The organism is Nonomuraea sp. NPDC049141 (assembly GCF_040648415.1).
GTDB lineage: Bacteria > Actinomycetota > Actinomycetes > Streptosporangiales > Streptosporangiaceae > Nonomuraea.
Genome location: NZ_JBEZDR010000018.1, coordinates 220252 through 244891, shown reverse-complemented (window position 1 = coordinate 244891; position 24640 = coordinate 220252). Strand labels below are relative to the sequence as shown.

The 24640-nt window shown below is 70.0% G+C and carries 25 protein-coding genes and 2 pseudogenes; 13 read left to right on the top strand and 14 right to left on the bottom strand.

Features of this window, described 5'->3' with window-relative positions; translation table 11 throughout:
* Position 1: 1 nt before the first annotated feature.
* The gene (locus tag AB0B91_RS43770) at positions 2-322 is read left to right on the top strand and encodes a helix-turn-helix transcriptional regulator (protein ID WP_358333592.1); all 321 of its coding nucleotides are present in this window, start codon (positions 2-4) and stop codon (positions 320-322) included.
* A gap of 311 nt (positions 323-633) precedes the next feature.
* Here AB0B91_RS43770 and AB0B91_RS43765 read toward each other — a convergent pair whose 3' ends face one another.
* Complete coding sequence (locus tag AB0B91_RS43765; protein ID WP_358333636.1) at positions 634-774, bottom strand: hypothetical protein; 141 nt, start codon at positions 772-774, stop codon at positions 634-636.
* A 96-nt stretch (positions 775-870) separates the two neighbouring features.
* Between AB0B91_RS43765 and AB0B91_RS43760 the strand changes: the two genes are divergently transcribed.
* Together AB0B91_RS43760 and AB0B91_RS43755 are read left to right on the top strand one after the other, a co-directional pair.
* Positions 871-2055 (top strand): hypothetical protein, encoded by a 1185-nt coding sequence (locus AB0B91_RS43760; protein WP_358333589.1) that lies wholly within the window; start codon positions 871-873, stop codon positions 2053-2055.
* Positions 2056-2115: 60 nt separating this feature from the next.
* Entirely contained in the window at positions 2116-2511 is a 396-nt protein-coding gene (locus AB0B91_RS43755) for a VOC family protein (RefSeq protein ID WP_358333586.1), read from the top strand.
* 492 nt (positions 2512-3003) lie between these two features.
* Here the strand turns inward: AB0B91_RS43755 and AB0B91_RS43750 are convergent.
* Positions 3004-3348: pseudogene (locus AB0B91_RS43750) on the bottom strand (recombinase family protein); the annotation flags it as partial.
* Between the two features lie 275 nt (positions 3349-3623).
* Between AB0B91_RS43750 and AB0B91_RS43745 the strand changes: the two are divergent.
* Positions 3624-4199, top strand: coding sequence for a dihydrofolate reductase family protein (locus AB0B91_RS43745; RefSeq protein ID WP_358333583.1), 576 nt, complete (start codon positions 3624-3626; stop codon positions 4197-4199).
* A gap of 102 nt (positions 4200-4301) precedes the next feature.
* On the opposite strand, the pseudogene AB0B91_RS43740 reads toward AB0B91_RS43745, so the two are convergent.
* A pseudogene (locus AB0B91_RS43740) lies at positions 4302-4634 on the bottom strand (DUF4158 domain-containing protein); the annotation flags it as partial.
* Between the two features lie 139 nt (positions 4635-4773).
* On the opposite strand from AB0B91_RS43740, the gene AB0B91_RS43735 reads away from it, so the two are divergent.
* Positions 4774-5073, top strand: a complete 300-nt coding sequence (locus AB0B91_RS43735; protein WP_358333580.1) for a hypothetical protein — start codon at positions 4774-4776, stop codon at positions 5071-5073.
* A gap of 246 nt (positions 5074-5319) precedes the next feature.
* Entirely contained in the window at positions 5320-6144 is an 825-nt protein-coding gene (locus AB0B91_RS43730; RefSeq protein WP_358333577.1) for a hypothetical protein, read from the top strand.
* A gap of 185 nt (positions 6145-6329) precedes the next feature.
* On the opposite strand, the gene AB0B91_RS43725 is transcribed toward AB0B91_RS43730, so the two are convergent.
* On the bottom strand, positions 6330-6599 hold the full coding sequence (locus AB0B91_RS43725; protein WP_358333574.1) for a hypothetical protein: 270 nt from the start codon (positions 6597-6599) through the stop codon (positions 6330-6332).
* Between the two features lie 25 nt (positions 6600-6624).
* On the opposite strand from AB0B91_RS43725, the gene AB0B91_RS43720 reads away from it, so the two are divergent.
* Complete coding sequence (locus AB0B91_RS43720; RefSeq protein WP_358333571.1) at positions 6625-7464, top strand: alpha/beta hydrolase; 840 nt, start codon at positions 6625-6627, stop codon at positions 7462-7464.
* A gap of 155 nt (positions 7465-7619) precedes the next feature.
* Here the strand turns inward: AB0B91_RS43720 and AB0B91_RS43715 are convergent, their stop codons facing one another.
* Positions 7620-7901 (bottom strand): hypothetical protein, encoded by a 282-nt coding sequence (locus tag AB0B91_RS43715; protein ID WP_358333567.1) that lies wholly within the window; start codon positions 7899-7901, stop codon positions 7620-7622.
* 108 nt (positions 7902-8009) lie between these two features.
* On the opposite strand from AB0B91_RS43715, the gene AB0B91_RS43710 reads away from it, so the two are divergent.
* Positions 8010-8714 (top strand): alpha/beta hydrolase, encoded by a 705-nt coding sequence (locus AB0B91_RS43710; RefSeq protein ID WP_358333564.1) that lies wholly within the window; start codon positions 8010-8012, stop codon positions 8712-8714.
* A 58-nt stretch (positions 8715-8772) separates the two neighbouring features.
* Positions 8773-11556, top strand: a complete 2784-nt coding sequence (locus AB0B91_RS43705) for an AAA family ATPase (RefSeq protein WP_358333561.1) — start codon at positions 8773-8775, stop codon at positions 11554-11556.
* Positions 11557-12158: 602 nt separating this feature from the next.
* Here AB0B91_RS43705 and AB0B91_RS43700 read toward each other — a convergent pair.
* From AB0B91_RS43700 to AB0B91_RS43690, 3 genes are read right to left on the bottom strand one after another with little or no spacing between them, the layout of a single operon-like run.
* Positions 12159-12935 (bottom strand): hypothetical protein, encoded by a 777-nt coding sequence (locus AB0B91_RS43700; RefSeq protein ID WP_358333558.1) that lies wholly within the window; start codon positions 12933-12935, stop codon positions 12159-12161.
* Entirely contained in the window at positions 12932-13492 is a 561-nt protein-coding gene (locus AB0B91_RS43695; protein ID WP_358333555.1) for a hypothetical protein, read from the bottom strand. Before AB0B91_RS43695 ends, AB0B91_RS43700 begins: the two co-directional genes overlap by 4 nt.
* Positions 13459-13635 carry a hypothetical protein gene (locus AB0B91_RS43690; RefSeq protein WP_358333552.1) on the bottom strand — a complete coding sequence of 59 codons (177 nt, stop codon included), beginning with the start codon at positions 13633-13635 and terminating at the stop codon, positions 13459-13461. Before AB0B91_RS43690 ends, AB0B91_RS43695 begins: the two co-directional genes overlap by 34 nt.
* Between AB0B91_RS43690 and AB0B91_RS43685 the strand changes: the two genes are divergently transcribed.
* Positions 13636-14001 (top strand): hypothetical protein, encoded by a 366-nt coding sequence (locus tag AB0B91_RS43685; protein WP_358333549.1) that lies wholly within the window; start codon positions 13636-13638, stop codon positions 13999-14001.
* 49 nt (positions 14002-14050) lie between these two features.
* On the opposite strand, the gene AB0B91_RS43680 is transcribed toward AB0B91_RS43685, so the two are convergent.
* The 5 genes from AB0B91_RS43680 to AB0B91_RS43660 all read right to left on the bottom strand — a co-directional run bounded on the left by AB0B91_RS43680 (position 14051) and on the right by AB0B91_RS43660 (position 18025).
* Positions 14051-14239: a hypothetical protein gene (locus AB0B91_RS43680; RefSeq protein ID WP_358333546.1), complete on the bottom strand. Its 189-nt coding sequence runs from the start codon at positions 14237-14239 to the stop codon at positions 14051-14053.
* On the bottom strand, positions 14236-15006 hold the full coding sequence (locus AB0B91_RS43675; protein ID WP_358333543.1) for a hypothetical protein: 771 nt from the start codon (positions 15004-15006) through the stop codon (positions 14236-14238). The genes AB0B91_RS43680 and AB0B91_RS43675 overlap by 4 nt, the downstream gene beginning before the upstream one ends.
* Before the next feature lie 191 nt (positions 15007-15197).
* Positions 15198-15581 (bottom strand): Rid family detoxifying hydrolase, encoded by a 384-nt coding sequence (locus tag AB0B91_RS43670; RefSeq protein ID WP_358333540.1) that lies wholly within the window; start codon positions 15579-15581, stop codon positions 15198-15200.
* On the bottom strand, positions 15578-17089 hold the full coding sequence (locus tag AB0B91_RS43665; protein ID WP_358333537.1) for a carboxylesterase family protein: 1512 nt from the start codon (positions 17087-17089) through the stop codon (positions 15578-15580). Before AB0B91_RS43665 ends, AB0B91_RS43670 begins: the two co-directional genes overlap by 4 nt.
* Positions 17090-17110: 21 nt before the next feature.
* On the bottom strand, positions 17111-18025 hold the full coding sequence (locus tag AB0B91_RS43660) for an MBL fold metallo-hydrolase (protein WP_358333534.1): 915 nt from the start codon (positions 18023-18025) through the stop codon (positions 17111-17113).
* 181 nt (positions 18026-18206) lie between these two features.
* On the opposite strand from AB0B91_RS43660, the gene AB0B91_RS43655 reads away from it, so the two are divergent.
* Complete coding sequence (locus tag AB0B91_RS43655; RefSeq protein ID WP_358333531.1) at positions 18207-20966, top strand: AAA family ATPase; 2760 nt, start codon at positions 18207-18209, stop codon at positions 20964-20966.
* Between the two features lie 183 nt (positions 20967-21149).
* Entirely contained in the window at positions 21150-22808 is a 1659-nt protein-coding gene (locus AB0B91_RS43650; protein WP_358333528.1) for an FUSC family protein, read from the top strand.
* A 7-nt stretch (positions 22809-22815) separates the two neighbouring features.
* Here AB0B91_RS43650 and AB0B91_RS43645 read toward each other — a convergent pair whose 3' ends face one another.
* Positions 22816-23679 (bottom strand): LysR family transcriptional regulator, encoded by an 864-nt coding sequence (locus tag AB0B91_RS43645; RefSeq protein WP_358333526.1) that lies wholly within the window; start codon positions 23677-23679, stop codon positions 22816-22818.
* Between the two features lie 93 nt (positions 23680-23772).
* Here AB0B91_RS43645 and AB0B91_RS43640 point away from each other — a divergent pair, with 93 nt between their 5' ends.
* Complete coding sequence (locus AB0B91_RS43640) at positions 23773-24510, top strand: SDR family oxidoreductase (protein ID WP_358333523.1); 738 nt, start codon at positions 23773-23775, stop codon at positions 24508-24510.
* Positions 24511-24640 lie beyond the last annotated feature (130 nt).

Genomic DNA, 24640 nt, shown 5'->3' with positions numbered 1-24640 from the left:
GATGAAGTGGAACCTGCGGATGAAGGCCGCCGAACGCGGAATCTGGAAATCCACCGAGATGCGCCGCCAGCTCGCCGAGGCGGGCCTTGAGATCAGCGCAGGCAAGATGTCGGCGCTGTGGATCGGCACGCCGACCACCATCCGGCTCGACGACCTCGACGTCATCTGCACGGTGCTCGACTGCACCCCGACCGACCTGCTGATCTGCGAGCCGGAAGCCGTTGCCGCGCGCAAGCCCAGCCGACCGGCGGCTGCGGAGGGCAGCCCGGGGGCCAGCCGGACGCCGCGATTGGGCCGTAACCGGACCCCGCCGCCCGCATGAGAGGGCCGATCCCACGACCATGTCCCGTCTGCGGCGAACGACCTGTCGCCCACCGCTCGGCCAAGTCCTGCTACAACTGCCGACCCCGCGGCACCCGGACGCCGCCCCCATGCCGGGCATGCGGATCCACGACGCTCTACTACACCGCGGGGTTGTGCCAGCGTTGCCACAAGTACGCCCCCGCCCTGCCTGAGGACTGCCCGTATTGCCTGGCCTGGGGTCTGTTCAAGACCAACGGCGGAGTGTGCCCCGCGTGCCGAGATTGGAGATCCCGCAACCCTGGAGAGGATCTCTGCCCTGGCTGCGGTCGGCTACAGTCGCTGAACAAGACCGGCCTGTGCCGCCTGTGCTGGCGCCGTGCCCGCGCTCTGGCCCGTCAGGACGACTTCCCAGACCAGCCGGAAGCCCAGCTCCACGGCCACCAGGTGTTCATCAGCGACCTGGAGCAACACCTCGCGCTGGCCACCCCCGCCGATCGTCGGCCGCCACCACGCCGCAAACCCATCCGAACCCGGCCTCGCGCGCGGCCGAGACTGCGGCCCTTCAGCTTGGCCACTCACCGCCAGACGACCCTGTTCGACATTGCGCGGGACCTGACCCGGCTTCGCCGATTCCCCGACCCGCCGCTGCCCGAGCTCTCGCTCGCTCTGGAGGCCCTCGCGTTCGAGCATGCCGACGCGTACGGCTGGGCCGTCAACACGATCTCGGCGGTCCGCCGCGGCCTGCGTCTGCTCCTGGCCCTGCAGGACACGCCCGGTGCCCCGATCAAGGCCAGCGACGTCCACCTGCTGCGGCAGATCGGGCTTCCCGTCGGACCCACCCTGGAGCTTCTCCGCAACGCCCAAGCGCTTGAGGACGACCACCGGCCCGCCATCGTCTTGTGGTTCGAGGACCGCGTCCAAGGCCTCCCGACCGCCATGCGCCAGGAGCTCTCCGTGTGGTTCACGATCATGAGGCAGGGCAGCACCCAGCCTCCCCGCTTCGTCCCGCGGGCCGACCGGACGACCCGCAACAACCTCACCTACGCCCTGCCCGTGCTGCACGAGTGGGCCCGCGCCCACGAGTCCCTCCGAGAGATCACCCGCGACGACGTCCAGCGAGCGCTGGCGCAGAACCCGGCCCGCCGGATCGACGTCCTCCAAGGTCTGCGGGCGATCTTCCGCGTGCTCAAGGCTCGCAAGCTGGTCTTCGCCGACCCCACCGCCCGGATCTTCTCCGGGAGCCCGCCCCGGACCATCCCGACGCCCCAGCGGCCTGCGGACCTGCGCGAAGCCCTGAACTCGACCAACCTCACCCGAGCCGCGACGGCCAGCCTGCTCATCTTCCACGGGCTGCGCCCGCAGCAGATCCGCCAGATACGCCTCACCGACCTGCGTGACGGCCGACTCCACCTCGACCAGCGCGTGATCCCTCTCGCGCCGCAAGTCAGCACCCGCCTCACGGCCTACCTCAACTACCGCGGCGAACGATGGCCGAACAGTGCCAACCCGCACGTCTTCATCAACGTGTCCACCGCACCCGAGACCGCAGAAGCCCACTACAAATGGGTCAACAAGACCCTTGGGATCACCGCGCAGCAGCTCCGCGAGGACCGGATCCTCGACGAAGCACACGCCAGCGCCGGTGATGTACGCCGCATCTGCGACCTCTTCGGGCTCACCGTCGGCGGCGCCCTGCGCTACATCGATGCCTTCGAGCACCCAGACCTGAGCGGACCGGGCGCCGGTGCCTGAGAGGGTGCCTTCGATCCCGAGTGCAAGATCGTGATCTGGCCGAGCTACGCTCGGTTGATCATGACTGACCTGCTCGGAATCAACCATCTGACACTGTCCACGACCGAACTCGACCAGCTCGTGGCGTACTACACGGAGTTGCTCGGAGCAACGCTTGCGTTCGAGCGCGCTGCAACCTCTGCTGATCCTCGGATCGCAGTCCTCGATGTCGGCGGGGCCGACCATTTGATGATCGTCGAAACCGCTACCGTCCCCTCCCTCGATCTTGATCCCCTGAACCGGGCGGGTTGGGGACTGCGCGTGGGCACATACGAACAACTGTGTGAGCTTCGCGAACGGATTCTGGATGCCGGGCGGCCGGTCGGACAGATCGAGACACTGCCAACGCAATGGACGATGACGGCCCGCGATCCCGATGGACGCCCTGTGGATATCCGGGCCCATCGCCCTCGATGACATTCCCCCTGCAAACAAGGTCTTTCCGGCGATGTTGCCTTCCCCGGGCCAGATCACGATCTTGCGCTCGGGATCGAAGGCACCCTCTGAACCCGCGGCCCTGGGCTCCGCCCGCCAGCCGAATATCCTTGGGTTCCGGCCAGCTGCCCCGTCGGTAATCCTGAACTCGCGGAAGACCGGAAGAGGGCAAGCGTGGACCGCTAAGGTCACAGCGCCCGCCGCGGCGTCCGCGCCTGCCGTGCCGATGGCGGTCCTGGCGTCGTGATCGCGGAGCATGCGCAGGACGGTCGCCGCCGAGGGGTGCCGGCCTTTCCGCTTGCCCGTGGTGATAACCAGGCGTGAGGCGATGCCGCGCAGGCTGAGGTTCTGTTCGCGCAGGTGCAAGGCCATTGACAGCATGGCGTCGTCGACAACGGCCGCGCCGCCGATGTTCTTGCCGCGCCTTCGGGCCGCCTCGTGGCCCTCCAGGGTGCGGTCGCGGATGTACTCGCGTTCCATCCCCGACAACGCGGCCAGCACGGTGAACACGATCCCGGACGGGTCATGCGAGCCCTGCAGGTCGCCGGTGAGGAACTCCAGGCCGACGTCGGCCGCCTTGAGCTGCTCGGCCAGCGCCGCCAACTCCAGGCCGCGGCCCAGCCGCTTGTGTTCGTGGACCACCAAAGTGACCGCGACGCCGGAGGCCCGCAGCTCGCGGACCAGGGCGACGGCGCGCTCGAGTTCGGGCGGCCGCGTTGCGCGGGTGGAGATCTTCTCGGAGAAGATCCGGGTGACACCTGCCTCCGTCAGAGCGTCGAGCTGGGTGTCCAGGGAGCGCAGGGTTCTGTTCGCCGTCATCGAGGAGACGCTGCTCACCCTGGCTGATGACATTTTGATCTGTTGGTCGTCGGCGGGCGCGGAGAGGATTGGGCATGACGATCCAACGCGTCACCACCACCTCTGCCACGGCCGCTCTCGCCAAGCCACTCAGCATCGGCGGTCTGGGCGCTGCGCGTGGCAAGGGTGAACGCGCCGCCCATGCGCACCGGACGCGCGCAGCTCGCGCGGCCTGTCGAAAGCCCGCGAGGCGTACGACGCGTTGGTAGGACACCGACAGAGGGAGGGCGTTACTTATGGCACAGGTGATCTGCGACATGTCCATATCGCTCGACGGGTACGTCACCGGCCCGAACGACAGCCGCGAGAACCCGTTCGGCGACGGTGCCTGGATGCTGCACAAGTGGATGTCCGACCAGTCGACCGACGAGGATCGGGCCATCCTGGAGCAGGTGATCGATGACTGGGGTGCGGTGGTGATGGGCCGCAAGTCGTTTGAGAAGAACGAGGGGGAGGGCGGCTGGGGCGAGGCCGGCCCGGTCGGCGATGTCCCGTGCTTTGTGGTCACTCACCACGAGCCGACCAGGTCGTACCCGCCTGTGTTCACCTTCGTCACCGACGGAGTGGCCAGCGCGATCGAGCAGGCCAGGAAGGCGGCGGGGGACAAGGTCGTCGGGCTGCACGGCGCGACCGTCATGCAGCAGGCGCTCCCGCTCGGCCTGGTCGACGAGATCCGCGTGCACGTGATCCCGGTCCTGGTCGGCGGCGGTACGCCCTTGTTCGGCATGCTCGACTCCTCGATCACCCTCGAACGCACCCAGGTGATGGCGACCCCGGCGGCGACCCACCTTTCCTACCGCGTCGTCCGCTGACCGCGAGGGACGATGGGGTAGCTGAAGGAGACCACCAAGTCGATCGTGAGCATGATGCCCCAGGGGACCATGACAGACCAGAGGGGCATCGTGCGGTCGACGTCACCGACGAGCAGCGGCTGCGGGCCGTCGGCCCGCCAGCGTTTTGGCGACGTATGTCTTGCGGATCACTTCCTGGTGCTCGAACGGCGTATTGCGCCGCTCGGTGTACTGGTTGATCTGCCAGACATCCTCGATCCCGAGTTGCTCGCCGAGATACACCAGCACCTCGCCGGGCACATCCAGCGGGTCCGTCAGGAATCGCCCGACGTACCGGGCTGTCGTCAGCTGGAGAGCGAAACCGAGGCGGGCATGTGCCCCACGCCGCTCGGCGGTCAGCGCCCGGTCCGCGTCGTCCAGGTAGAAGAACCGCTCCAGCTCCGCCTGCGACGGAGCACCCGAGAAGCGGCCGCCTCACCATCACTCAAAAACTCAACCGGCACAGACGCCGAAGGTAGGGCAGGCCCGGCAAGCAGGACGAGCGGAAGATCAGCTGGGGCACCCGCTAACGGGACTCTCCGTTCGGATGCTCGTCATGCCCCGTACCGACTGGGCGGGCTCGTCGATGACGATCCCGCAGCCCAGCGCGCCGTACCGGCCGACGATCGGAGAGTTCGCCGAGCTGGTGCGCGCCGCCTCCGGTCACGAGGCGACGAGCGCGCGCCGTGTCGCCCAGGTGGTCCGAGACCTCGCCGGCCGAGACGATGCCCCTCTGCGCCTGCTGCTCGGCACCGATGCTGTGCCGTTGGCGCAGCAGGCGGCACAGGAACTCGGCGCCAGCGACGAGGCCTGGCGAGAAGTCAGTCTCAGCGTCTCCGACGGGAGCAACGCATAGCAACCTCCCAGCGGGGGCTCCCGGCTGATGTGCCTGTGAGGCCGACATGACCTGTGGTGAGCACGGACCGAGTCTTGCCCGGCCAGCAACCAGACGGCGGCAACCGAGCGGGCGACCGAGTCCGGATGATACTGCTACGCTGCCCGGCAGAATCGACCGGAATTGTCGAATCCGGGCCACCTTGTTCGTAGTTGGGGTGAGAAGCCGCCCATCAGGGCGCTGTCACGACTAAGGGAGATGCGAACGATGCCGCACCCTCAGGCCAAGATCCACCGCATGTACGAGCTCGTCGAGCCGATCGCCACCGTCACCTTCTCCGAGGTGGTGAACGAGGCGTTCCTGGCCCTCGGCATGCGCAACTACTGGGACGGATACTTCGCCGGCCGGGCCGCACCACTGGGGCGGGCACCGGCCGAGGTCGTGCACGCGGTCTTCTACAACTTCGCCGACGGCGAGGTGGCGCGCCACATCCCGTGGGTGTGGGGGAAGATCAGCCCGCAGGAGGCGATCGCCGTGCGCGAGCGGGGCAGCGCCGCCGCGCTGCGGCAAAGGATTGGGGAGCTCGCCGACTCTCCCGCTCTGGTACGGGTCGCCGACCTCGCCATCCGAGCAGCGCTCAGCGCGCCGACCGAGGGCCGAGCGCTGTACGCCGGGCTCCGGACGCTCGACGTGCCCCAGGAGCCGGTGGCCAGGCTCTGGCACGCGGCGACGCTGCTGCGCGAGCACCGCGGGGACGGCCACAACGCCGCCCTCCTCGCCCACGGCATCGGCGGCACCGAGTCCCACGTCCTCATGGCTGTTTCCCTCGGAATGAGGGCAGAGGAGTTCGGCCGGATCCACCACCTGCCCAAGGCACAGCTGGCCGCAGTCGTCGACGGGCTGCGCGGCCGCGGCCTCGTGAACGCCGTCGGCGAGTTCACCCACGCCGGCCGGGAGATCAAGCAGCGGATCGAGGCCCTCACCGACGAGCTGGCAGCCCCGGCGTACGACGTGCTCAGCGCGGACGAGCTCGACGAACTGATCGCAGAGCTCGAGCCGATCGCCGCCGCGGCACAGGCCGCCGACGACTGAACGGGCGACGGCCACGACCCCCGGCCCGGCCACCAAGGTGAACAGGTCGTTGCGCGGGATCACCCGCATGGCGTTGCCGAAGGCGCCTCCGCGGTCGAGGCCGATCAGCCCGTCGAAGCGGTAGCGACCGCAGCCTGCACGCCACGCCTGGCCGCGATGCTGCTGCCCCACGCGCGAGCGATGCCCTACTCGGGTTCGACCCGCGCGGCGTCGGCGCCTCGAAGCCGGCGCTCGACTGCTACACCGATGCCGAGCGTGACCGCGATGCGAAGCTCTCCTCGATCCCCGCCGGCCTGGACGACTGGACCAAGCAGGAAACCCGTCGGCTCCTCGAACGGTGTGCCGAGCGCTCCGGCGGCAAGCAGGTGCTCGCGCACGTCGGCACCCGCGACGTCGCGCGGGACATGGACGTACTGCGCCAGGCCCTGGGCGACGAGAGGCTCCTTCGCGGGCACCAGCTACGGCACCCGGCTCGGCGCCGTGTACGCGGAGATGTTCCCGAAAAAGGTCCGCGCGCTGGTGCTCGACGCGGCCTTTGACCCGCTGGCGGGCACCCACGAGCGACGCGTCCAGCAGGCCACCGGGAGGCAGGCCTCGTTCGAGCGCTTGGCGGCGTCGTGCGCCACCAAGCAGGATTGCCCGCTCGGTACCGATCCGAAGCGCGCCACCAAGGTCTTCCAGAAGCTCGTCCGGCCGCTGATCGACAAGCCGGCACGGACGTCTGACGGGCGCGGGCTGACGTTCGAGCAAGCGGTCGAGGGAGTGACGGCCGCGATGTACACCCAGGCGATCTGGCCCGCCGCGATCACGGGCATCGCCGAGTTGAAGGCCGGCAAAGGCGACACCCTGCTGAAGCTGCGCGACGGCTACCACGGGCGGACCGCCGACGGCGTCTACCCCAACTCGCTCGAGGCCGCGATGACGATCAACTGCCTGGACGAGGAGCGCCACACGCCGAAGCAGGAGACCGCGCTGAACCGGGCGTGGTTCAAGGCGGCGCCGTTCACCGACCCCGGCCGTCCGATCAAGGAGGCGCGCGACGGCTGCGAGCAGTGGCCCGTCAAGCCGACGCTCGGCTACCCGTACGCAACCGGCATCAAGGGCCTGGCCGACACGCTCACGGTCTCCGTCACGCGCGACCCCATCACGCCGCACGAAGGCGGGATCGAACTGGCCAAGGCGCTGGGCGGCAGCCTGCTCGCCGTCGAGGGCGAGCAGCACGGCGCCCTGCTGGCCGGCAGCGCCTGTGTCAACGAGGCCGTCGCCGCCTACCTCATCGACCTCAAGTCCCCGGCCGAAGGGGCCCGGTGCAAGCTCTGAGCCGGGTGCTGGTACGTCGCAATCGGCCATGACCAGGCTCTTCGAGGCCAGCGGTACGACGACCGCCAAGTAGTTCTACGTAGATCACGATCGCTGTCGAGAGTGTTCTCGAACTGCGGGCGGACCTTCACGCGGGTCAAGATCTTCTCGGCGAATCACTCGGGATGCCGCTGCGCTTGCAGTTCCTGGGTGAGGGCGGAGCAGCGGGCGTAGCCGATCCGGATGTCGGCCGGTCGTCCCTGAGCGGCGCGGGCGGCGGTGTGCCTGGCCGCCATGGCTGGCCGGGGTTGCGATCGGCCGGTGTCGGCACCCGCATTAGCTTCGCCCGCCGGGGCACCTTCGTGAACCAGCCCCCGGCCACTGCGCCCGAACGTGACCGGCACGGCGATCCGGGCGCTACTGAAGTCAGGGCCGCAGGTGGAGAAGACCTCCGACATCTACGTCATTTGACGCAATCGACGGCCCTTCGCGCCGGTCTAGCGTTCCGGGCATCTTCCCAACCGAGCCCGAGCCCGAGCCTGGACTCGGGCGAAGGAGGCAATGCCGTGAACGCAGGTCCGGACGTGAAGAACATCGTGCTGGTGCACGGCGGGTTCGTCGACGGCTCCGGCTGGCAGGGGGTCTATGACCACCTGACCGCCGACGGCTACCGGGTGGCCATCGTGCAGAACCCCACCCTGTCGCTGGCCGGCGACGTCGCCGCCACCCACCGGGTCCTCGACGGTCTGGACGGCCCGGCCGTCCTGGTCGGCCACTCCTACGGCGGCGTCGTCATCACCGAGGCCGGCAACCACCCCAGCGTGGCCGCCCTCGCGTACATCGCCGCCTTCGCCCCCGACAAGGGCGAGTCGGTCAACACGCTGATCGCCGACCCGCCGCCCGGCGCGCCGGTCCCGCCGATCCTGCCGCCGGTGGACGGGTTTCTGTTCCTGGACCGGGACAAGTTCGCCGCGTCGTTCGCCGCCGACCTGCCCGCGGCGCAGGCCGCGTTCATGGCCGACGCGCAGGTGCCGTGGGGCGTCGACGCGCTCGGCGGCGCGGTCTCCGAACCCGCCTGGCGGACCAAGCCGTCGTGGTACCTGGTCGCCACCGACGACCGCATGATTCCCCCGCCCGCGCAGCGCGCCATGTCCGAGCGGGCCGGCTCGACCGTCACCGAGACCCCGGGCAGTCACGCCGTCTACGTGTCCAACCCCGCCGCGGTGGCCGCCGTCGTCGCCCAGGCCGCTACCGCGGCCGGCGGCCAGTAGGGGACACGATGGGGGTGCGGACCTGGACAGGTTCCGGCAAAAGACGGAAGGTCGGGGGATGGACCGGTTCAGCGCGCACCACGATCGGTCGGGTGCCGGGCCGGCGAACCTGATCGGCCGCGAACCGGAGATCCAGCGACTACGCCTGTTCCTCGGCCGGGTCGCCGAGGGGACGGCGGGGGCACTCCTGCTGTCGGGTGACCCCGGCGTGGGAAAGACATCCCTGCTGGAGCAGGCCGCCACCCTCGCCGCCGACTCGGGGATCCGGCTGCTACGGGCGACCGGCTCGCAGTTCGAGGCGGACATTTCCTACGCCGCCCTGCACCAGTTGCTCCGCCCCTGCCTGGACGCGGTGCCCCGGCTGAGCCCCCTGCTCGCCGGGGCGCTGAACGTGGCGCTCGGCCTGGGCGAGGGCAGGCCACCCGCGCAGCTCCTGGTCGCCCGCGCGGTCCTGGCGCTCCTGCAAGCGATGGCCGGCGAGCGGCCGCTGCTGCTTGTGGTCGATGACCTACCGTGGCTGGACTGCGCCAGCGCGCGCGTGCTCGGCATGGTGGCCCGCCGTCTCGCCGGGTCGCCGGTGGCCCTGATCGCGGCGTGCCGTACCGGCGAAGCGAGCTTCTTCGACCAGGGCAACCTGCCGGTCGTGTACGTGGAGCCGCTCTCGGAGGCGGCGGCTGAACTGTTGACCAGCCGCTATCCCGCGATGGCTCCGCGCGTGCGGCGGCGGTTGCTGGACGCGGCCCTGGGCAACCCGCTGGCCCTGCTGGAACTGCCCGTCTCCCTCAGCGACCTGGCCCACACCGCCGCCGGGGCCCTGCCCACCGCGCTGCCCCTCAGCCACCGGCTGCAGACCGTCTTCGCCTCCCGTGTCCGTGCGCTGCCGGCGCAGATCTTCGACCTGCTGCTCCTGGCCGCCCTGGACGGCACGGGCGACTTGCGCCTGGTCCGGGCGATCGACGCCGACCGGGGCGGCGGGGGGCTGTCGGCCGCCGAACGCTCCGGCCTGGTGCGCGCTGATGAGTCCGGCGAACGGCTGACGTTCCGCCACCCCCTCATCCAGTCGGCGATCGTCGGGCTGTCGACCAGCGAGCAACGCCGCCGCGCCCACGCCGAACTCGCCGCCCGCCTGGCCGACCAGCCCGAACGGCACGCCTGGCACCTGGCCGAGGCCACCGGCCAACCCGACGAACGCGTGGCGGCGCTCCTGCAGCAGGTCGCCCACGCCAACCTGCTGCGCGGCGACTCGGTCGGCGCCGTCACCGAGCTGCTGCGCGCCGCGACACTCAGTCCGTCGGGCAAGGGCCGATGCGAGCGGCTGGCCGAAGCGGCCTATCTCGGCTCCACGGTCACCGGCGACCTGCGCGACGCCCCCCGCCTGATGGAGCAAGCCCGCCGCGCCCACTCCGGGCCCGGGCTGCCCCTGCCGGCCGCACTGGCCGGAGGACACCTCCTGCTGCACCTGGACGGCGACATCGACGCCGCCTTCCACCTGCTGATGGGCGCGATCGACGAGCTGGACAACCCCCGCGACGGCCACTACAACACCCTGTGGGAAGTGCTCTACACGCTGCTGATGATCTGCTTTTTCGGCGGCCGGGCCGACCGGTGGCCGCCGGTGCGGGCCGTCATCGACCGGCTCCTGCCCCGCCCTCCGGAAATCCTGGCGGTACTGTCGGCGGCCTTCAGCGACCCGGCCCGCCTCACCCCGGACATGCTGACGCGCGTCGACGCCTCCGTCGCCGGCCTCGGGCACCAGGTCAGCCCGGCCCGCATCATCCGCACCGGCATCGCCGTCGCCTACCTCGACCGGCTCGCTCAGTGCCGCGAACCGCTCCAGCGCGTCGTCCAGCACGGCCGGGAAGGCGGCGCGATCACCTCGGCGATCGAGGCACTGTTCCTCCTCGGCCAGGATGCCTTCCACACCGGCCGCTGGAAGGAGGCCCAGCAGATGGTGGAGGAAGGTCTCCAGCTGTGCGAGCTCCACGGCTACGGCCTGTTCGCCTGGCCCGGACGGCTCACAGGCGCCCTGCTCGCCGCCGCCCACGGCGACTACCAGAGCGCGACCGGCAGCGCCCGGGACATGGACACCTGGGCCACCCCGCGGGGCGCCGGAATCATCAACGCCTACGCCTGCCACATCCGCAGCCTCGCCGCCCTCGGCCAGGCCGACTACGAGACCGCCTTCCGCAACGCCGCCGCCATCAGCCCACCCGGCACCCTTGCCGCCTACGCGCCGCACGCCCTGTGGGTCTTCCACGACCTCATCGAAGCCGCCGTCCACACCGGCCGCGCCGCCGAAGCCGCAGCCCACGTCGCCGCCGCCCACGAGGCCCGTCTCGACCGGCTCTCCCCGCGCCTGCGCCTGGTCGTCCTCGCCTGCGCGGCCATCACCGAACCCAGCACCGACACCGCCGCCCTCGACGCGGCGATCGCCGAACCGGGCAACGACCGCTGGCCCTTCGACCTGGCCCGCATCCACCTCACCTACGGATCCCACCTACGCCGCATCAATCGCACCAGCGACGCCCGCCGTCACCTGACAGCCGCCACGGAGATCTTCCACCGGCTCGGCGCCATCCCATGGGCCGCCCGCGCCGACCGCGAGCTGCGCGCCAGCGGCATCACCATCACCAAAACCGAAGACGGCCTGGCATTCCTCACCCCGCAACAACGCCAGATCGCCCAGCTCGCCGCCGCGGGCCACACCAACAAAGAGATCGCCGCCCGCCTCTTCCTGTCCCCGCGAACGGTCTCCACTCACCTCTACCAGGTCTTCCCCAAACTCGGCATCACCTCCCGCGCCGCCCTGCGCGACGCCCTCGGTGACCCGCCACCCGATTGACCTGCCCCGAGGAGTCTGGTCGGCTGCTGCTGGCAGCATCCGGGACGTGACGCTCCAGCCGTTGTCTCACCAACCTCAGGTTGGCTGAAGACCTGCCAGGAGTCGTCTTCGTCGAAATCCTCCTCGACGTCGCGGGTGTCGGGGCCGCGCAGTTGCCGGGTGGCGGTGGCGCCCTTGGCAGGATCGGCGGGGTCCATGGCCGTGAAGGCGTACTTCCCATGGACGTTGATGTGCTTTCGCATGAAAGAACTGAGGCGGGTGGCGATCGCCTCACCCAGAGCGGTGGGATGCCCATCGCGCTGCAACGTCCTGACCACGTCGGACGCGCTGACCTTGCTGGTGTAGGGGGACCGTCGGGATACGGGAATTCTTGCCGGTTTTGATGGTCAGCTTCGGCCCTCCGAGTGTGGAGGAACGGAACCGTACGCTAAGGCTGTTCGACCAGCTCACCGATAGCGCCGGGCAGAGGGCAGCGACGTGCCGTTGGGCGGGGGAGCAGAACATCTCTGGCGGGCCGCGAACGATGCCGAAGACCTGCAGCGGCTGCTGGGGTTGCCGCCGCTGATCAGGTGCTCAGCGTAGACAAGTTGGGTCGCCGACAACTAGCTGTCTTTGTGCACAAAGGCTTTCCAGGCGATTGAAGCCAACAGAGCCGCCCAGGCGGTCAACACAAGTAGCCCAGCGACTGGATGGAGCGCGGTGGCGGGGTCGACGGGAATCCGGAGAAGGCTCAGGGCTGCCTCGTGCGGGAGGAACTTCACCATGTGCGGCAAGGTGTTCTGAAACGGCGGTGAGATGAGAACGGGCGTGATGAAAAGCACAGCGAGAGGAGTGACCACCGTCTTCGCGATAACAGCGAAACCGTGGCCGATGATGCCGAGCAGGAGATAAGCGGTCAGGCTAGCTATGAAGCCGACCACAACATCGCCGGCTCGCAGCTCTCCGGCGCGAATCGCCGCAGCGTGCTGCAGGACGTAGCCAGGGAGGACGGCCGGTATCGACGCGATCAGGCTGAACGCCGTGCTGACGATGAGTTTGGCGGCGAACAGTCGGTTGCGGTCGGGGACGGCGGCGAGGCTGACACGCAGTTGGCCGCCGCGGTACTCGCTGCCGGCCGCGAAGACCGTGATCGCGATGAACACGTAGACCGGTGCGACCATGAGGGTGCCGAGCCGGGCGATCGGGATGGGACCGTCTTGACCGGCGATACGGACGATGTCCGTGGCCGTGATGACGCCGAGCAGAGTGTTGGCGCCGAACGCGATGATGAGAGCGATCCAGGTGGCGGGAAGAGTGGTGATCTTGATCCGCTCGGCGGCCAGCGTGTCGCTGAACCGGATGGTCTCCACCGGCAGGGGAGTGGACGTCGCGGTTCTCATCGCGCGTCCCTCTTACTGAGCGTGATTGCCGCGGCGACGGCGGTTACGGCGGCCCATCCGACGAGGACGAGCAGGCCGTGCTCCCGGCTGGCCGTGAGGTCGTTGATGCCGGGATCGAGCATGAGGTTCCTGGCCGCGCTGAGCGGCAACAGCGCGTCCAGATCCGGGGAGGCCCCGGCCAGGACCTGGCTCATCGTGATGGCGATCAGTGCCACGGTGACGATGATGCCGGTCACGGTGTTGCGCGCGACGGTGGTGACGGCGAATGCGGTAAGGTAGAACAAGACCGCGAAGGTGATGAACCGGCCGTGGCCGAGGAAGGCTGCACCGGTCAGGAGCAGGCCCGGATTCCAGGCTTTGACGGCGACGTACATGAACGCGGTGCTGATGCCCGCGATGAGGATCGCGACGACAAGCACGTACAGCGCCGTGGCAAGGAGCTTCGCGGCCAACATTCGTACGGTGCGCGGCATGGCGAGCACGGTCAGGCCAAGCTGCCGTGAGCGGAACTCCTGCCCCGCGATCACGGCGGCGAGTACAGGCAGGAACAGGCCCATCTGCAGTTCCCCCCGGCCAGAAGGCCGAGGATCGCCTCCGCCGCCGGTTGAGGTTCCCCGATGAAGACCTCGATGAGGCCCTCGGGAGTGATGTTCGCCACGGCGTCGGCGAAGAGCGTGGCGGGTTGGAGCTGGACCAGCACATGAAGGGCGAGGATGATGCCGGTGACGCGGTGCACACCTCCGCCCGCGACATCCGCGACACCGACTGGTCGCAGGTCCTCGCCCTCTACGACCAGCTCGTCCGCCTCGACCCCTCGCCGATCATCGCCCTCAACCGGGCCATCGCCGTCGCCGAGCTCGACGGGCCGGAGGTGGCACTGGCCATCGTTGACCGCCTCGCCGAGGCGTTGGCCGGCTATCACGCCTACCACGCCACCCGCGCCGACCTGCTGCGCCGGCTGGGCCGAAGTCAGCAGTCACGCGCGGCCTACGATCGGGCCATCGAGCTGGCCGGCAACACCGGCGAGACCGCCTACCTCACCCGCCGCCGCGACCAACTGCAGTAGCGCCCGCGTTTGAAGAGCGCACTTGATACAGCCCTTTCGCGGGCGCCGTCTACCCCGGGATCAGTACCCCGGAGGGCCTCGCCTCCCGACGCGAGGTGAACGACTGGATCGGTACCACCGACACGACGGCATGCACCTCAACGACAAAGGCGCTCAAGCCATGGCCGATGCCGTAAACCTGGAAACGCTCGCCCTCCAGAAACCTCGCGGTGCGGGTCCACGTGCCGACGCCGCTCACAGGCCACATCCCCCGGCGGCGAGTGCGGTGATCGCGCACTCGGCGGCGTGCCATGCCGCCAGCGCGGAGGGGAAGGGCCGGGCCGCTTCCCAGCGTCGGGCTGCTTCCCAGTGTCGGGCCGCTTCCCAATGTCGGGCCGCTTCCCAATGTCGGGCCGCTTCCCAATGTCGGGCTGCTTCCCAATGCCCACAGCCGTGGGAAGCACGGTCGCCCGGACCGCTCACGATCCGCCACTGCCAGGCGGTGCGTGCGGCGGGGAGCGAGGGGTGGAACCAGACGGGCTCGGCGGCCGAGGGCGCGTTCTCCGCCACCTGGACCAGTACGCCGTATGCCATCCCGTCGATCACCGCGGTGGCGTACCTCTCGCCGTTGTCGTCGACAGTCCAGTCCAGGGGTGTCGGAGTCGACTCCGACACCTCCAGAAGGGCATCCGCGAGGTCGGCCAGACTCCGGTACAACGCGGCACGTACCGCGTCGGCGTGGTGACGGCCCCAGTGGCACGGGGCCCGTTCGGCGATCTCCTCCGCGAGGATGCGCGCGGCGAGTTCGTCCAGAAGGTCGCCGTTCACGAGACGTCCCTCCGCCAGGGTCGCGGCAGCACCCCACATGAGATCGTCGCGGGTCATGGCGGTGCTGCGCGCCAGCTCCCACAGGTCGGCCGATCCCAGGTCGTCGACCGTGTGCCGGATGCAGAGTGCGGCCGTGTCCGACGGGGCCGGGACTTCCGCGGTCAAGAAGCCCGCGCGCACGTCCGTGGCCGCGCTCACATCGCCTGGCTGCAGCACCCCCAACGGCAACGACCCCACCGCTTGGAGCACCTGCCCATAGACACGGCGTACGAGATGAGGCCCGGAGGAGGGTGCCGGTCGTCCCGCCAGTGCGCACAGGGCGTCCAGCAGTTCCGCCGGCGGAACCCTCAGGCTGGTGCGCGCCCTCGTCAGACGGCCGGCCATCCTGGTCAGTCGTCCAGCACTGCCAGGGCGTCGACCTCCACGAGCAGCCTCGGCGGAAGCCGCATGTAGACGGTGGTGCGGGCGGGGAAGGGCTCACCGACGGCCGCCGCGTACGCCTCGTTCATCTCGGCCAGGTGGGCGGGATCGGTGAGATAGACGCGGAACATCACGACGTCCTCCAAGCCTGCGCCGCCCGCCTTGAGTACGGCGGTGACGTTGCGCAGGGTCTGCGCGGTCTGCTCGGCGACCGTGGTGCCGACGACCTCGCCCGTGTCCGGATCGAGCGGGAGCTGCCCGGAGACCTGCAGGACGGGGCCCTTGCGGATGCCTTGGGACAGCGGGGCTGCCAGGGCGGGTGCGTTCTCGGTGGTGATGACGGTCCTGGTCATGGTGTGTCCTTAACGGGTCTGCTCCAGGCCTGTCGTTCCTGGCTGCGGGGATCCTCGACCTGGGTCCACTCCGTGTCGATGCGCATCGTGGCCCGGCGCTCGTCGTCGTAGGAGTCCCAGCCGGGATTGCCGGTCCTGGCGAACCGGACCCAGGTCTCGTGCATGCGGGCGGCGAGATCCGCGGGCGGCTGGTCGGGGCCGAGCAGGGCGGCGGATCCGTGCAGCTGGGGGAGATTCGCGAGATCGAAGACGAAGGGCAGCTCGACCGCGTGGGTGGCGCCGAGCTCTCCGTCCAGGGCATGGGAGCGCCAGGCGAACTCGTAGGCGTAGGTGGCCGACTCGGGGTGGGCGGCATGCGCGCCGGCCAGGGCCCAACTGCCCGCGCCGAACAGCGCGTCGCCCATGATGGCGGAGCGCAGCTCGCCGAAGGACGCCTCGGGGCGTGCCTTCCGGTACGTCTCGACGAGTCGCGCCGGATCCGGGTGCGAGCGCGCCGCCGCGTCGTCGACGTCCCCGGCAGTCGAGGTGGAGTACTTGTCCACGGGGACCAAGTAGAGATTTCCCTCTTCGGTGTTGGTCCCGATGAGCAGGTCCACGTCGTTGCCGAGGCCGGCGGCGACGGATTCGGCGGGCTGCGTGTCGAGGACGAGGCTGAAAGGGCTGAGCCCGATCAGCGGGTCGCCGTGGCTCTCGGTCCGCAGGTCGATGCCCCCGAGCCGGGAGGCGGCCTCGACCAGGCGGTCGTCGGAGATGCCCGCGACGGCGTCCACGTGGGGCTCGATGCCCAGGACCTCGGCTGCCGCCTTGGTGACGCGGGCGGCCTGCTCGGTGGTGAACGCCCCCAGGCCGCTTCCGCTTTGGACGATCGCCCGGCGGAAGAGGCCCGCGGCTTCGGTGGTGGCGAGGACGCCGCCGACGATGGTCGCCCCGGCCGACTGGCCGAAGAGGGTGACGTTGTGCGGGTCACCGCCGAAGGCGGCGATGTTCTCCCGCACCCAGCGCAGTGCGGCGACGACGTCGAGCAGGCCGCGGTTGGCGGGCGCGCCGGGGATGTCGAGGAACCCGGCGATACCGAGCCGGTAATTGAGGGTCACGAGGACGACGCCGTCGCGGGCGAAGGCGGAGCCGTCGTACATCGAGGACCGCGTCGATCCGGCGACGAATCCGCCGCCGTGGACGAACACCATGACGGGCAGGTCGCCGCCGTCGGCGGCGGGCGTCCAGACGTTCACGGTGAGGTAGTCCTCCCCACGGCTCCAGCCGGTGCCGAAGTAGGGGGACATGTCCACGCTGCCGAGCCTGCGCTCGGACTGCGGCGCGTTGGGCCCCGGCACGGTGGCGTCCCGTACGCCGTCCCACGGCTCGTGCGGCCGGGGCGGCGCGAACCGGTCGGCGCCGCGGGGCGGGGCGGCGTAGGGGAGGTTGCGGAAAGCGGCGGTGTCGCCCTGGCGCAGGCCGCGGACGGCCCCCTGCGCCGTGGTCACGATGGGGTCGGGGTGGTGGTTCACAGTGGTGCCTCTCCGCGGGCCTCAGCCCTGCTCGGTGTACGGGGCGAAGGGAGCCCAGCCCTTGATGGCGAACTTGTCTCCCTCGCGCGCCACTTCCGCGGCGCCGTGGCCGCCGAGGTGCGCGGGGATCAGGAGTGCGTTGTTGTCGGCCGCCCAGCCAAGAACCTTGCGGCGGCTGGCGCGGGCGCCCGCGGGGTCCTCGCAGAAGCAGCTGTTGGTGTCCGGTTCGAGGATCTGCACGGGGCTGTGGAGCAGGTCGCCGACGAACACCGCGCGGTCCGTCCCGGAGGTGAGGGTCAGCACGGAGGAGCCGGGGGTGTGTCCGGGAGCCGCATCCAGGCGCAGGTCATCGTCGATCTGGTGGCTGTGCTCCCACAGCAGCGTCTGGCCGGCCTGGTGCACCGGGGCCACGCTGTCCTCGAAGACGTTCTGGTTGCCGCGGCCGAGCAGCGGTTTGTGACCGTTCTCGGGATTCCAGAAGTCGAAGTCGTCCTTCGGCATCAGATAGGTGGCGTTGGGGAAAGTGGGCACCCAACGCCGGCCGTCCAGGTAGGTGTTCCAGCCGACGTGATCGATATGGAGATGTGTGTTGATCACGATGTCGACGTCCTCCGGTCGGACGCCGGCCCGGGCGAGATTGGCCAGGAAATCCGTTTCCAAACGACTCCAGACCGGGGCGTACGGGCGCTCCTTGTGATTTCCCACGCCGGTGTCGACAAGGATAGTCTTGCCCCCGCTGCGCAGCAGCCAGGTCTGGATCGCGGAATTCACGATATTGGTCGCGGAATCCAGGAAATGCGGGGTCAGCCAGGAGGCGCCGTCGTTCCACACTTCCTTGGTGCTTTCGGGGAAGAAGGTGTCGGTCGTCATTTCGACGGGGCCGAAGTATTCCCATACCCGGGTGATGGTGACATTGCCGAGCGTGATTTGTTCCATGAGACTTCCTTAGGAATGCGAAGGATTCCCTGAAACCGTACGAGCGACCCCGGCGCGCGCGGTATCCGTAACGTGACTGCACCTGCGGACATGGCCCGGGGCGCCGGTCTCGGCGGCTTGTAGCCTGGGTGGGCAAAGGCAAGGCGGCTCCGATCGAAGAGCCACAATTCCTGGAGATTCCGTGGGCGAGCGCGCAGGCGGCCTCGGTGCGGTCATGGGACCGGATCCGGGGGAGCTGATCGTCGGCCGGGACGCGGAACTGGCACGCCTCTTCCACCCGGTGGACTCGGTGCTGATGCTGGTCGGTGACCTGGGCACGGGGAAGAGCGCGCTGCTGGATCGCGCGGTGCGCCGGGCTGAGGCCGAGGGTGCTCTGGTGCTGCGTGCCGAGGGAAGCGAGTCGGAGTCGAGCCTGGCGTTCTCCGCACTGCATCAGTTGTTGCGGCCGGTGCCGGTCGAGGTGAACGGGCTGCCGGACAGGCAGCGTGCGGCGCTGCAGGGCGCCTTCGGAGTGGGCTCGGCCACGTCGGGACCCGATCTCATGCTGATCGGGGTCGCCGTCCTGAGCCTGCTGTCGGCTCTGGGTGATCACCATCCCGTGCTCGTGGTGCTGGACGACGCGCAGTGGTTCGATCGTGCTTCCCTGGACGCGCTGTCCTTTGCCGCCAGGCGTTTGGAAGGTGAACCGGTCACGATGCTGATCGGAGCCCGTGGCGGTGATCACGTGCCGGGATTCGACCGTCACCTGCCGACGCTCACTCTGGGACCGCTTGACAAGGTCGCCGCCGATCGGCTCCTTGACCTGCAGCCTGACAGCCCCACCGGCCGCACCAGGACGCGGATCCTCGACCAGGCAGGCGGCAATCCGCTGGCACTGGTAGAGCTGACGAGGGCGGCCACCGCCCACGACGCGGCGACGGGGCTGCCGTCCGCAGGTCCGCTCCCGCTCACCGATCACCTGGAGCGGATCTTCGCCGCCCGCCTGAACGGCCTCCCGGCCTCCACCACGCGGGCCCTGCTGCTCCTGGCCGCCATGGACAGCGCCGACTCCGTGATCGCCGTCTCAGCCGGGCTGCCGCGCGCCGAGGACGAGGCCTGGCTGCCCGCCGAGCAGGCCGGACTGGTCCGGCGGACCGGTCGCGACGTCCGGTTCCGCCACCCACTGGTCCGGTCCGCCGTGTATCACGCGGCGTCCTTGGGCGCCCAGCGCGAGGCTCACCTGGCGCTCGCCGAGCTGCTGCTGGACGAACCGGACCGGCGTGCCTGGCATCTGGCCGCCGCCTGCCCGGGACCCGACGCGGCCGTGTCGGCGGAACTGGAGCGGACCGCCGCCCGGGCCCGCCGGCGCGGCGGCCATGCGGCGGCGGCCAAGGCCCTGCAGCGCGCTGCGGAACTCGCACCGCGGCGCGCGGACGGCGCCCGGCTGCTGGTCGAAGCCGCTTCAGCGGCCGTGTTCACCGGAGACATCGCCTGGGTCGAGGAACTGGCCGCCCAGGCACGCGCACGCACGGATGACGCGACCCTGCTGGCCTCCGCCGCCGTGCAGGCCGGACGGCTGGCGGTCCTGACCGGACGCCACAGCGTGGTCTTCTCCCGGCTGGCCGACGCCGCCGAGGCGCTGGCGGAATCCCAGCCCGCCATCGCGCTGGACCTGCTGGCCGGCGCCGCTGTGGTCGGCTTCTACTCCGGAGAGGACACCCAGCGGCACCGCGTCCAGGACATCCTGCGGCGCCTTCCCGAGGACGCAGGCTTGCGCACCTGGGTGAGGGCCGTAGCGGACCCCTTCGACGACCGGGCTGGACTCGTCCGCCTGCTCCCGCGGTTGGCCGCCGAGGCGGAAGCCCGGCCGGAGCAGCTCACCACTGTCGGGATCATGGCGTGGCTCCTGGACGAGACTCCGCAGGCCGTCCGCGCCTTCGACGAGGCCTTCCACCGCTGGGAGCTGCAGGGACCGCTGCCGGAGGGTCTGGGCGGCGCGGTCGCCTGGGCCCAGGTGGAACGGGGGAGGTGGGGACAGGCCCGTGAGGCCTGCGCCCGTACCACCGCGGTCGGCCGGGCGGCCGGCCTCGACCACGCCGTGGCCTGCGCGGCCACCGTGGACGCCACCGTGCTGGCCTTCCAGGGTGACACGGCGACGGCCCGCGTACAGGCCGAGGACGCGCTCACCCTGATCGATCCGCTGGAGAGCCGCTCGGTCCGCGTCTATGCCCGTCGTGCGCTCGGTGCCGCGGCAGCCGCGGAAGGCGCCTACGAGACCGCGTACGACCAACTCCGCATGATCTTCACGGCGGACGGCGCGCCCGTGCACTACCACGCCTCCTACCCGGCCCTCGCGGATCTGGCCGCCGCCGCTGTGCGCTGCGGCCGTCGTGAGGAGGCTGTCGAGATCGTCGAACGTTCGGCAGGTGAGCTGGCGGACAACGCTTCACCTCGTCTGCGTGCGCTGATCAGCCGAGCCCGTGGCCTGCTGGCGGACCCCGAGGCCGCCGAGCCGCACTTCCGGGCGGCCCTGGCGGATCCGGTACTGGAGTACTGGCCCTTCGAACGCGCACAGACCCTGCTCGACCTCGCCGAATGGCTACGGCGCCGTCGGCGCATCGCAGAGGCGCGCGGGCCGCTCACCGAGGCCCTGGAGGCCTTCCGGCGCCTGGGCGCACGCCCGTGGATCGAGCGCGCCCGGGCCGAATCGCGCGCCGCCGGCCTCGACGTCACGAACTCGACCCCCGACGCGCTCGCCGAACTCTCCCCGCAACAGCAGCAGATCATCAGGCTCGCCGCCCGCGGGCTGACCAACCGTGAGATCGGCGAAAAGCTCTTCCTCTCCCCGCGCACGGTCAGCTCGCATCTCTATCGCAGCTTCCCCAAGCTGGGCATCACCGCCCGATCCCAGCTGCGCGACCTCATCGAGGGCACCCTCTCGGGGGCCGGCCACCAGGAATAAGGGCACGTCCGGGCCATGGAAGCAGTCACCTGACGCATACCGCACGCCATCCCGACCGGACCAGACTGGGTAACCCGCAAGGTGACCCCTTCGCCCCGGTTGTTCCTGTGAGCTCTGCGGAAAGCAGGGTGAAGGCCAGTGGCCGGACGGGGACGGCCGACCACGACGAAGGAACGGAAATCCATGGTGGCTGCGAAGACAGTGTCGCTGTGGGAGCGATTCGCCGCAGCCGACCCGGGGCTGCTGCGTCTGACCGCCGGGCTGCGCGCCATCCTCGGCCTCGCTCTCACCCTGGCCACGCTGACGGTACTGGACCAGCCCTCTGTCGTGCTTCTGACCGGCGGCTTCACAGCAGTGGTCACCTCGTTGGCGATCAGCGACCCGCATCCCCGCAACCAGTTCCGCACTCTGCTCGCGGGTGCTCCTGTGACCCTTGCCGCCCTGACGGCCGGGGGCCTGCTGGCACCTTTCCCCTTCGCGTCCCACCTGGCCTTCCTGCTGCTGATCTTCGCCGCGGTCTATGCGCGCCGTTTCGGACGACGGGGCCTGGACCTCGGGATCTACGCCTTCATGGCCTACTTCCTGTCGCAGTTCGCCAGGATCCAGCCCCACCAACTTCCGCAGCTGACCGGAGCGTTGACCGTCGCCTTCGCGGCAGCCGCGGCCACGCGCTTCTGTCTGGTGCCCACAACGTCCTACGGCATCCTGAGGCGCCTGAGGGCGGCGTTCGACAGACGGCTTCGTGATGCGCGGCAGGCCATGTCGGAAGTACTCGCGGACGGGGAAGTCGGCGTCGGCAGACTCGAACGACGTCTCGACCGGCTGCACACCTCCGCGCTGCTGCTTCAGGAATTCCTGTACGAGGCTCCCGAGGGGCTGCTCCGCGACACGACGGCGGAGCTGGATCGGACGGCACATGCGGACGCGACCGCGCAGCGCCTCGGACTACTCGCGATTCGCGCATCGACGGCGTCCTCCGCCAACACGGAGACGGGGGACCTGACAGAGCGTTACCGTGTGGCACTCCGTCCTGGGGCAACGCAGCCTTCAGGCCCGTGGCGGCATACGACGCGGCAGGCGTTCCAGGTGACCGCCGCGGCCGCGCTCGCCGTACTCGGCGGACAGCTGGTCTCCCCGCACCTGTGGTACTGGGCCGTGGTCACGGCATGGGTCGTCTTCATCAATGCCGAGCACACCGGGGACGTCCTGCTGCAGAGCGGCCGGCGGCTGATCGGCACCGTCGCCGGGGTGCCGTTCGGATACGGCCTCGCCGTCCTGGCCGACGGGCACACGACCTTGGCCCTGGCCTTTCTCCTCGCCTGCGTCTTCGGGATGTTCTACACCCCATCCGGCAGCTACTGGGCGGTGACCTTCTTCATCACCGGCTCGCTCAGTATGGTGCTCGCAGTCCTGCGTACGCTCTCCCCGGAGCTGCTCGTCCTTCGCGTCCAGGAGACCGTTCTGGGGGCCGGGTGCGGGATTCTGGCAGCCGCGCTGATCGTCCCCACGACTGTCCGCACGGCCGCCGACATGCGTCTGAGGGAGCTGCTTCTCGTGCTCGACCACCTCATGCGCTGTGCGCCGCAGGCCGGCGTCCCGAAGTCCGTACTCGATGCACATGATCTTGATCAGGCGCTGGAGGCCTTCCGCAAGGCCTGCCGCCCCCTGCTGCATCCGCTCAATCCCGGCCGTGCCGAGCGCGCCCGGGTCCGCCGCGTTCTCGACCGCGTGGAAGCCATGTCCTTCCACGCGCGAAGCCGGACGAGCCAAGGCCTCTTGCCCCCACAGCCTTGTACGCGCCGATCGACATCGGCGGTGTGTCATCAGGGTGATGGAAGGTAAGAGAGGGTCATAGCTGGGTGGCCGTGCGGATCAGCCTCGCGAGGGCGGGGGAGCGGCTGTGCGCGGGCCAGGCGATGTGGGTGACGACCGGGGGCGCGTCGGTCAGGGGGACGGCGGTGTGCTCGGCCCATAGCCAGGCGCGGGCGGAGTCGGGGATGACGGCCACGGTGCGTCCGAGGGCGATCAGCTGGGCCAGCTGCGTCTGGTCGTGGACCTCGGGGCCCGGGCCGGGTGGGTACGTGCCGTGGCAGGGCCAGCGGGCGAGCGGAAGATCGGAGACGTCGCTGACGTCGGCCAGGGACAAAGTCTTGCGCGCGGCGAGGGGGTGCCTGGCGGGCAGGATGGCGATCTGCCCCTCGGTCATCAGTTCCTCGCTGTCGAACCCGGCGAAGGAGTTGAACGGCTTGTGCATCAGCGCCACATCAGCGCGGCCATCGCGCAGCAGCCCTTCCTGCTCACCAATGCCGCACGGCAGCACCTCGATCTCGGCGGCGTCGGGCTCGGCCGCGTAGGCGTCGAGGAGCTTGTGCAGCAGCTCGTGAGACGCGGCGGCCTTCACCGCCAGCACCAGGCGATTGCGGGGGCCACCCGGACTATCAGCGCCACCGGCGCGACGGGTGCGGCGAGCGGCGGCGGTGGTCGCGTCGAGGGCTGCGCGGCCCTCGTGCAGCAGCACCTCCCCAGCGCCGGTCAGGGAGACACCGCGGCGGTTACGTTTCAGCAGGGAGACGCCGAGGCGCCGCTCAAGCTGCTGGATCGCCCGCGACAGCGGCGGCTGGGCCATGCCGAGGCGCTCGGCGGCGCGGCCGAAGTGCAGCTCCTCGGCGACGGCCATGAAGTACCTCAACTCGCGGGTCTCCAAGGTGTCCACGGCCACACCTTACTTCAGTGATACCTACCAGGTATGACAGTGCACCGTATCGGTGTTGGATGCGCCGCTCGTCCGTGAGCGAACATCAACGGCATGAGCGAAACGAAGATCGCACTGGTGACCGGCGCGAACAAGGGAATCGGATACGAAATCGCGGCCGGGCTGGGCGCCCTCGGGTACCGCGTGGGTGTGGGAGCCCGTGACGAGGCCCGGCGCGAAACCGCCGTTGAGAAGCTGCGCGCCGGCGGGGTGGACGCGTTCGGGGTGCCGCTGGACGTGACCGGCGACCAGAGCGTCACCGATGCCGCGGAACTGATCGAACGGCAGACCGGGCGCCTGGACGTCCTGGTCAACAACGCCGGTATCTCAGGAGAGATGGGGCCGGGGTGGGTGCAGGACCCGACCACGCTCGACCTCGACGTGGTCCGCACGGTCGTGGAGACCAACGTCATCGGTGTCATCCGGGTGACCAACGCGATGCTGCCGCTGCTGCGGCGCTCGGCGTCGCCACGCATCGTCAACCTCTCCAGTGCCGTCTCCTCCCTGACCCGGCAGGCGGACCCGGACATCGAGATCGGCCCCATCATGGCGGCCTACGCGCCGTCGAAGTCGTTCCTCAACGCCGTCACCGTGCAGTACGCCCGGCACTTCGCCGGCACGAACATCCTGATCAACGCCGCCTGCCCCGGCCTGGTCGCGACCGACTTCACCGGCTTCCATGGACCCCGCACTCCTGAGCAGGGCGCGGCCACGGCGATCCGGCTCGCCACGCTGCCCGACGGCGGCCCGACCGGTTCGTTCTTCGAGGACGACGGCGTCATCCCCTGGTGACCCCGAACCTGTCGTGCAGCGTGCGGCACCTACATCAAACCCGGTCCTGGGACCATCGCCGCCGTCACCGACGGCTGCCGGACTGATCCGCCGACGTCCACGGCCTCGGAACGGATGGCGGTCGCCCCTG

Bases quoted from the DNA above. Each gene is read 5' to 3' on its own strand.
- AB0B91_RS43770 (WP_358333592.1), top strand. From the start codon at position 2: ATGAAGTGGAACCTGCGGATGAAGGCCGCCGAACGCGGAATCTGGAAA.
- AB0B91_RS43755 (WP_358333586.1), top strand. From the start codon at position 2,116: ATGACTGACCTGCTCGGAATCAACCATCTGACACTGTCCACGACCGAA.
- AB0B91_RS43745 (WP_358333583.1), top strand. From the start codon at position 3,624: ATGGCACAGGTGATCTGCGACATGTCCATATCGCTCGACGGGTACGTC.
- AB0B91_RS43735 (WP_358333580.1), top strand. From the start codon at position 4,774: ATGCCCCGTACCGACTGGGCGGGCTCGTCGATGACGATCCCGCAGCCC.
- AB0B91_RS43730 (WP_358333577.1), top strand. From the start codon at position 5,320: ATGCCGCACCCTCAGGCCAAGATCCACCGCATGTACGAGCTCGTCGAG.
- AB0B91_RS43715 (WP_358333567.1), bottom strand. From the start codon at position 7,901: ATGTCGGAGGTCTTCTCCACCTGCGGCCCTGACTTCAGTAGCGCCCGG.
- AB0B91_RS43705 (WP_358333561.1), top strand. From the start codon at position 8,773: ATGGACCGGTTCAGCGCGCACCACGATCGGTCGGGTGCCGGGCCGGCG.
- AB0B91_RS43700 (WP_358333558.1), bottom strand. From the start codon at position 12,935: ATGAGAACCGCGACGTCCACTCCCCTGCCGGTGGAGACCATCCGGTTC.
- AB0B91_RS43695 (WP_358333555.1), bottom strand. From the start codon at position 13,492: ATGGGCCTGTTCCTGCCTGTACTCGCCGCCGTGATCGCGGGGCAGGAG.
- AB0B91_RS43685 (WP_358333549.1), top strand. From the start codon at position 13,636: ATGAAGGGCGAGGATGATGCCGGTGACGCGGTGCACACCTCCGCCCGC.
- AB0B91_RS43670 (WP_358333540.1), bottom strand. From the start codon at position 15,581: ATGACCAGGACCGTCATCACCACCGAGAACGCACCCGCCCTGGCAGCC.
- AB0B91_RS43660 (WP_358333534.1), bottom strand. From the start codon at position 18,025: ATGGAACAAATCACGCTCGGCAATGTCACCATCACCCGGGTATGGGAA.
- AB0B91_RS43650 (WP_358333528.1), top strand. From the start codon at position 21,150: ATGGTGGCTGCGAAGACAGTGTCGCTGTGGGAGCGATTCGCCGCAGCC.
- AB0B91_RS43640 (WP_358333523.1), top strand. From the start codon at position 23,773: ATGAGCGAAACGAAGATCGCACTGGTGACCGGCGCGAACAAGGGAATC.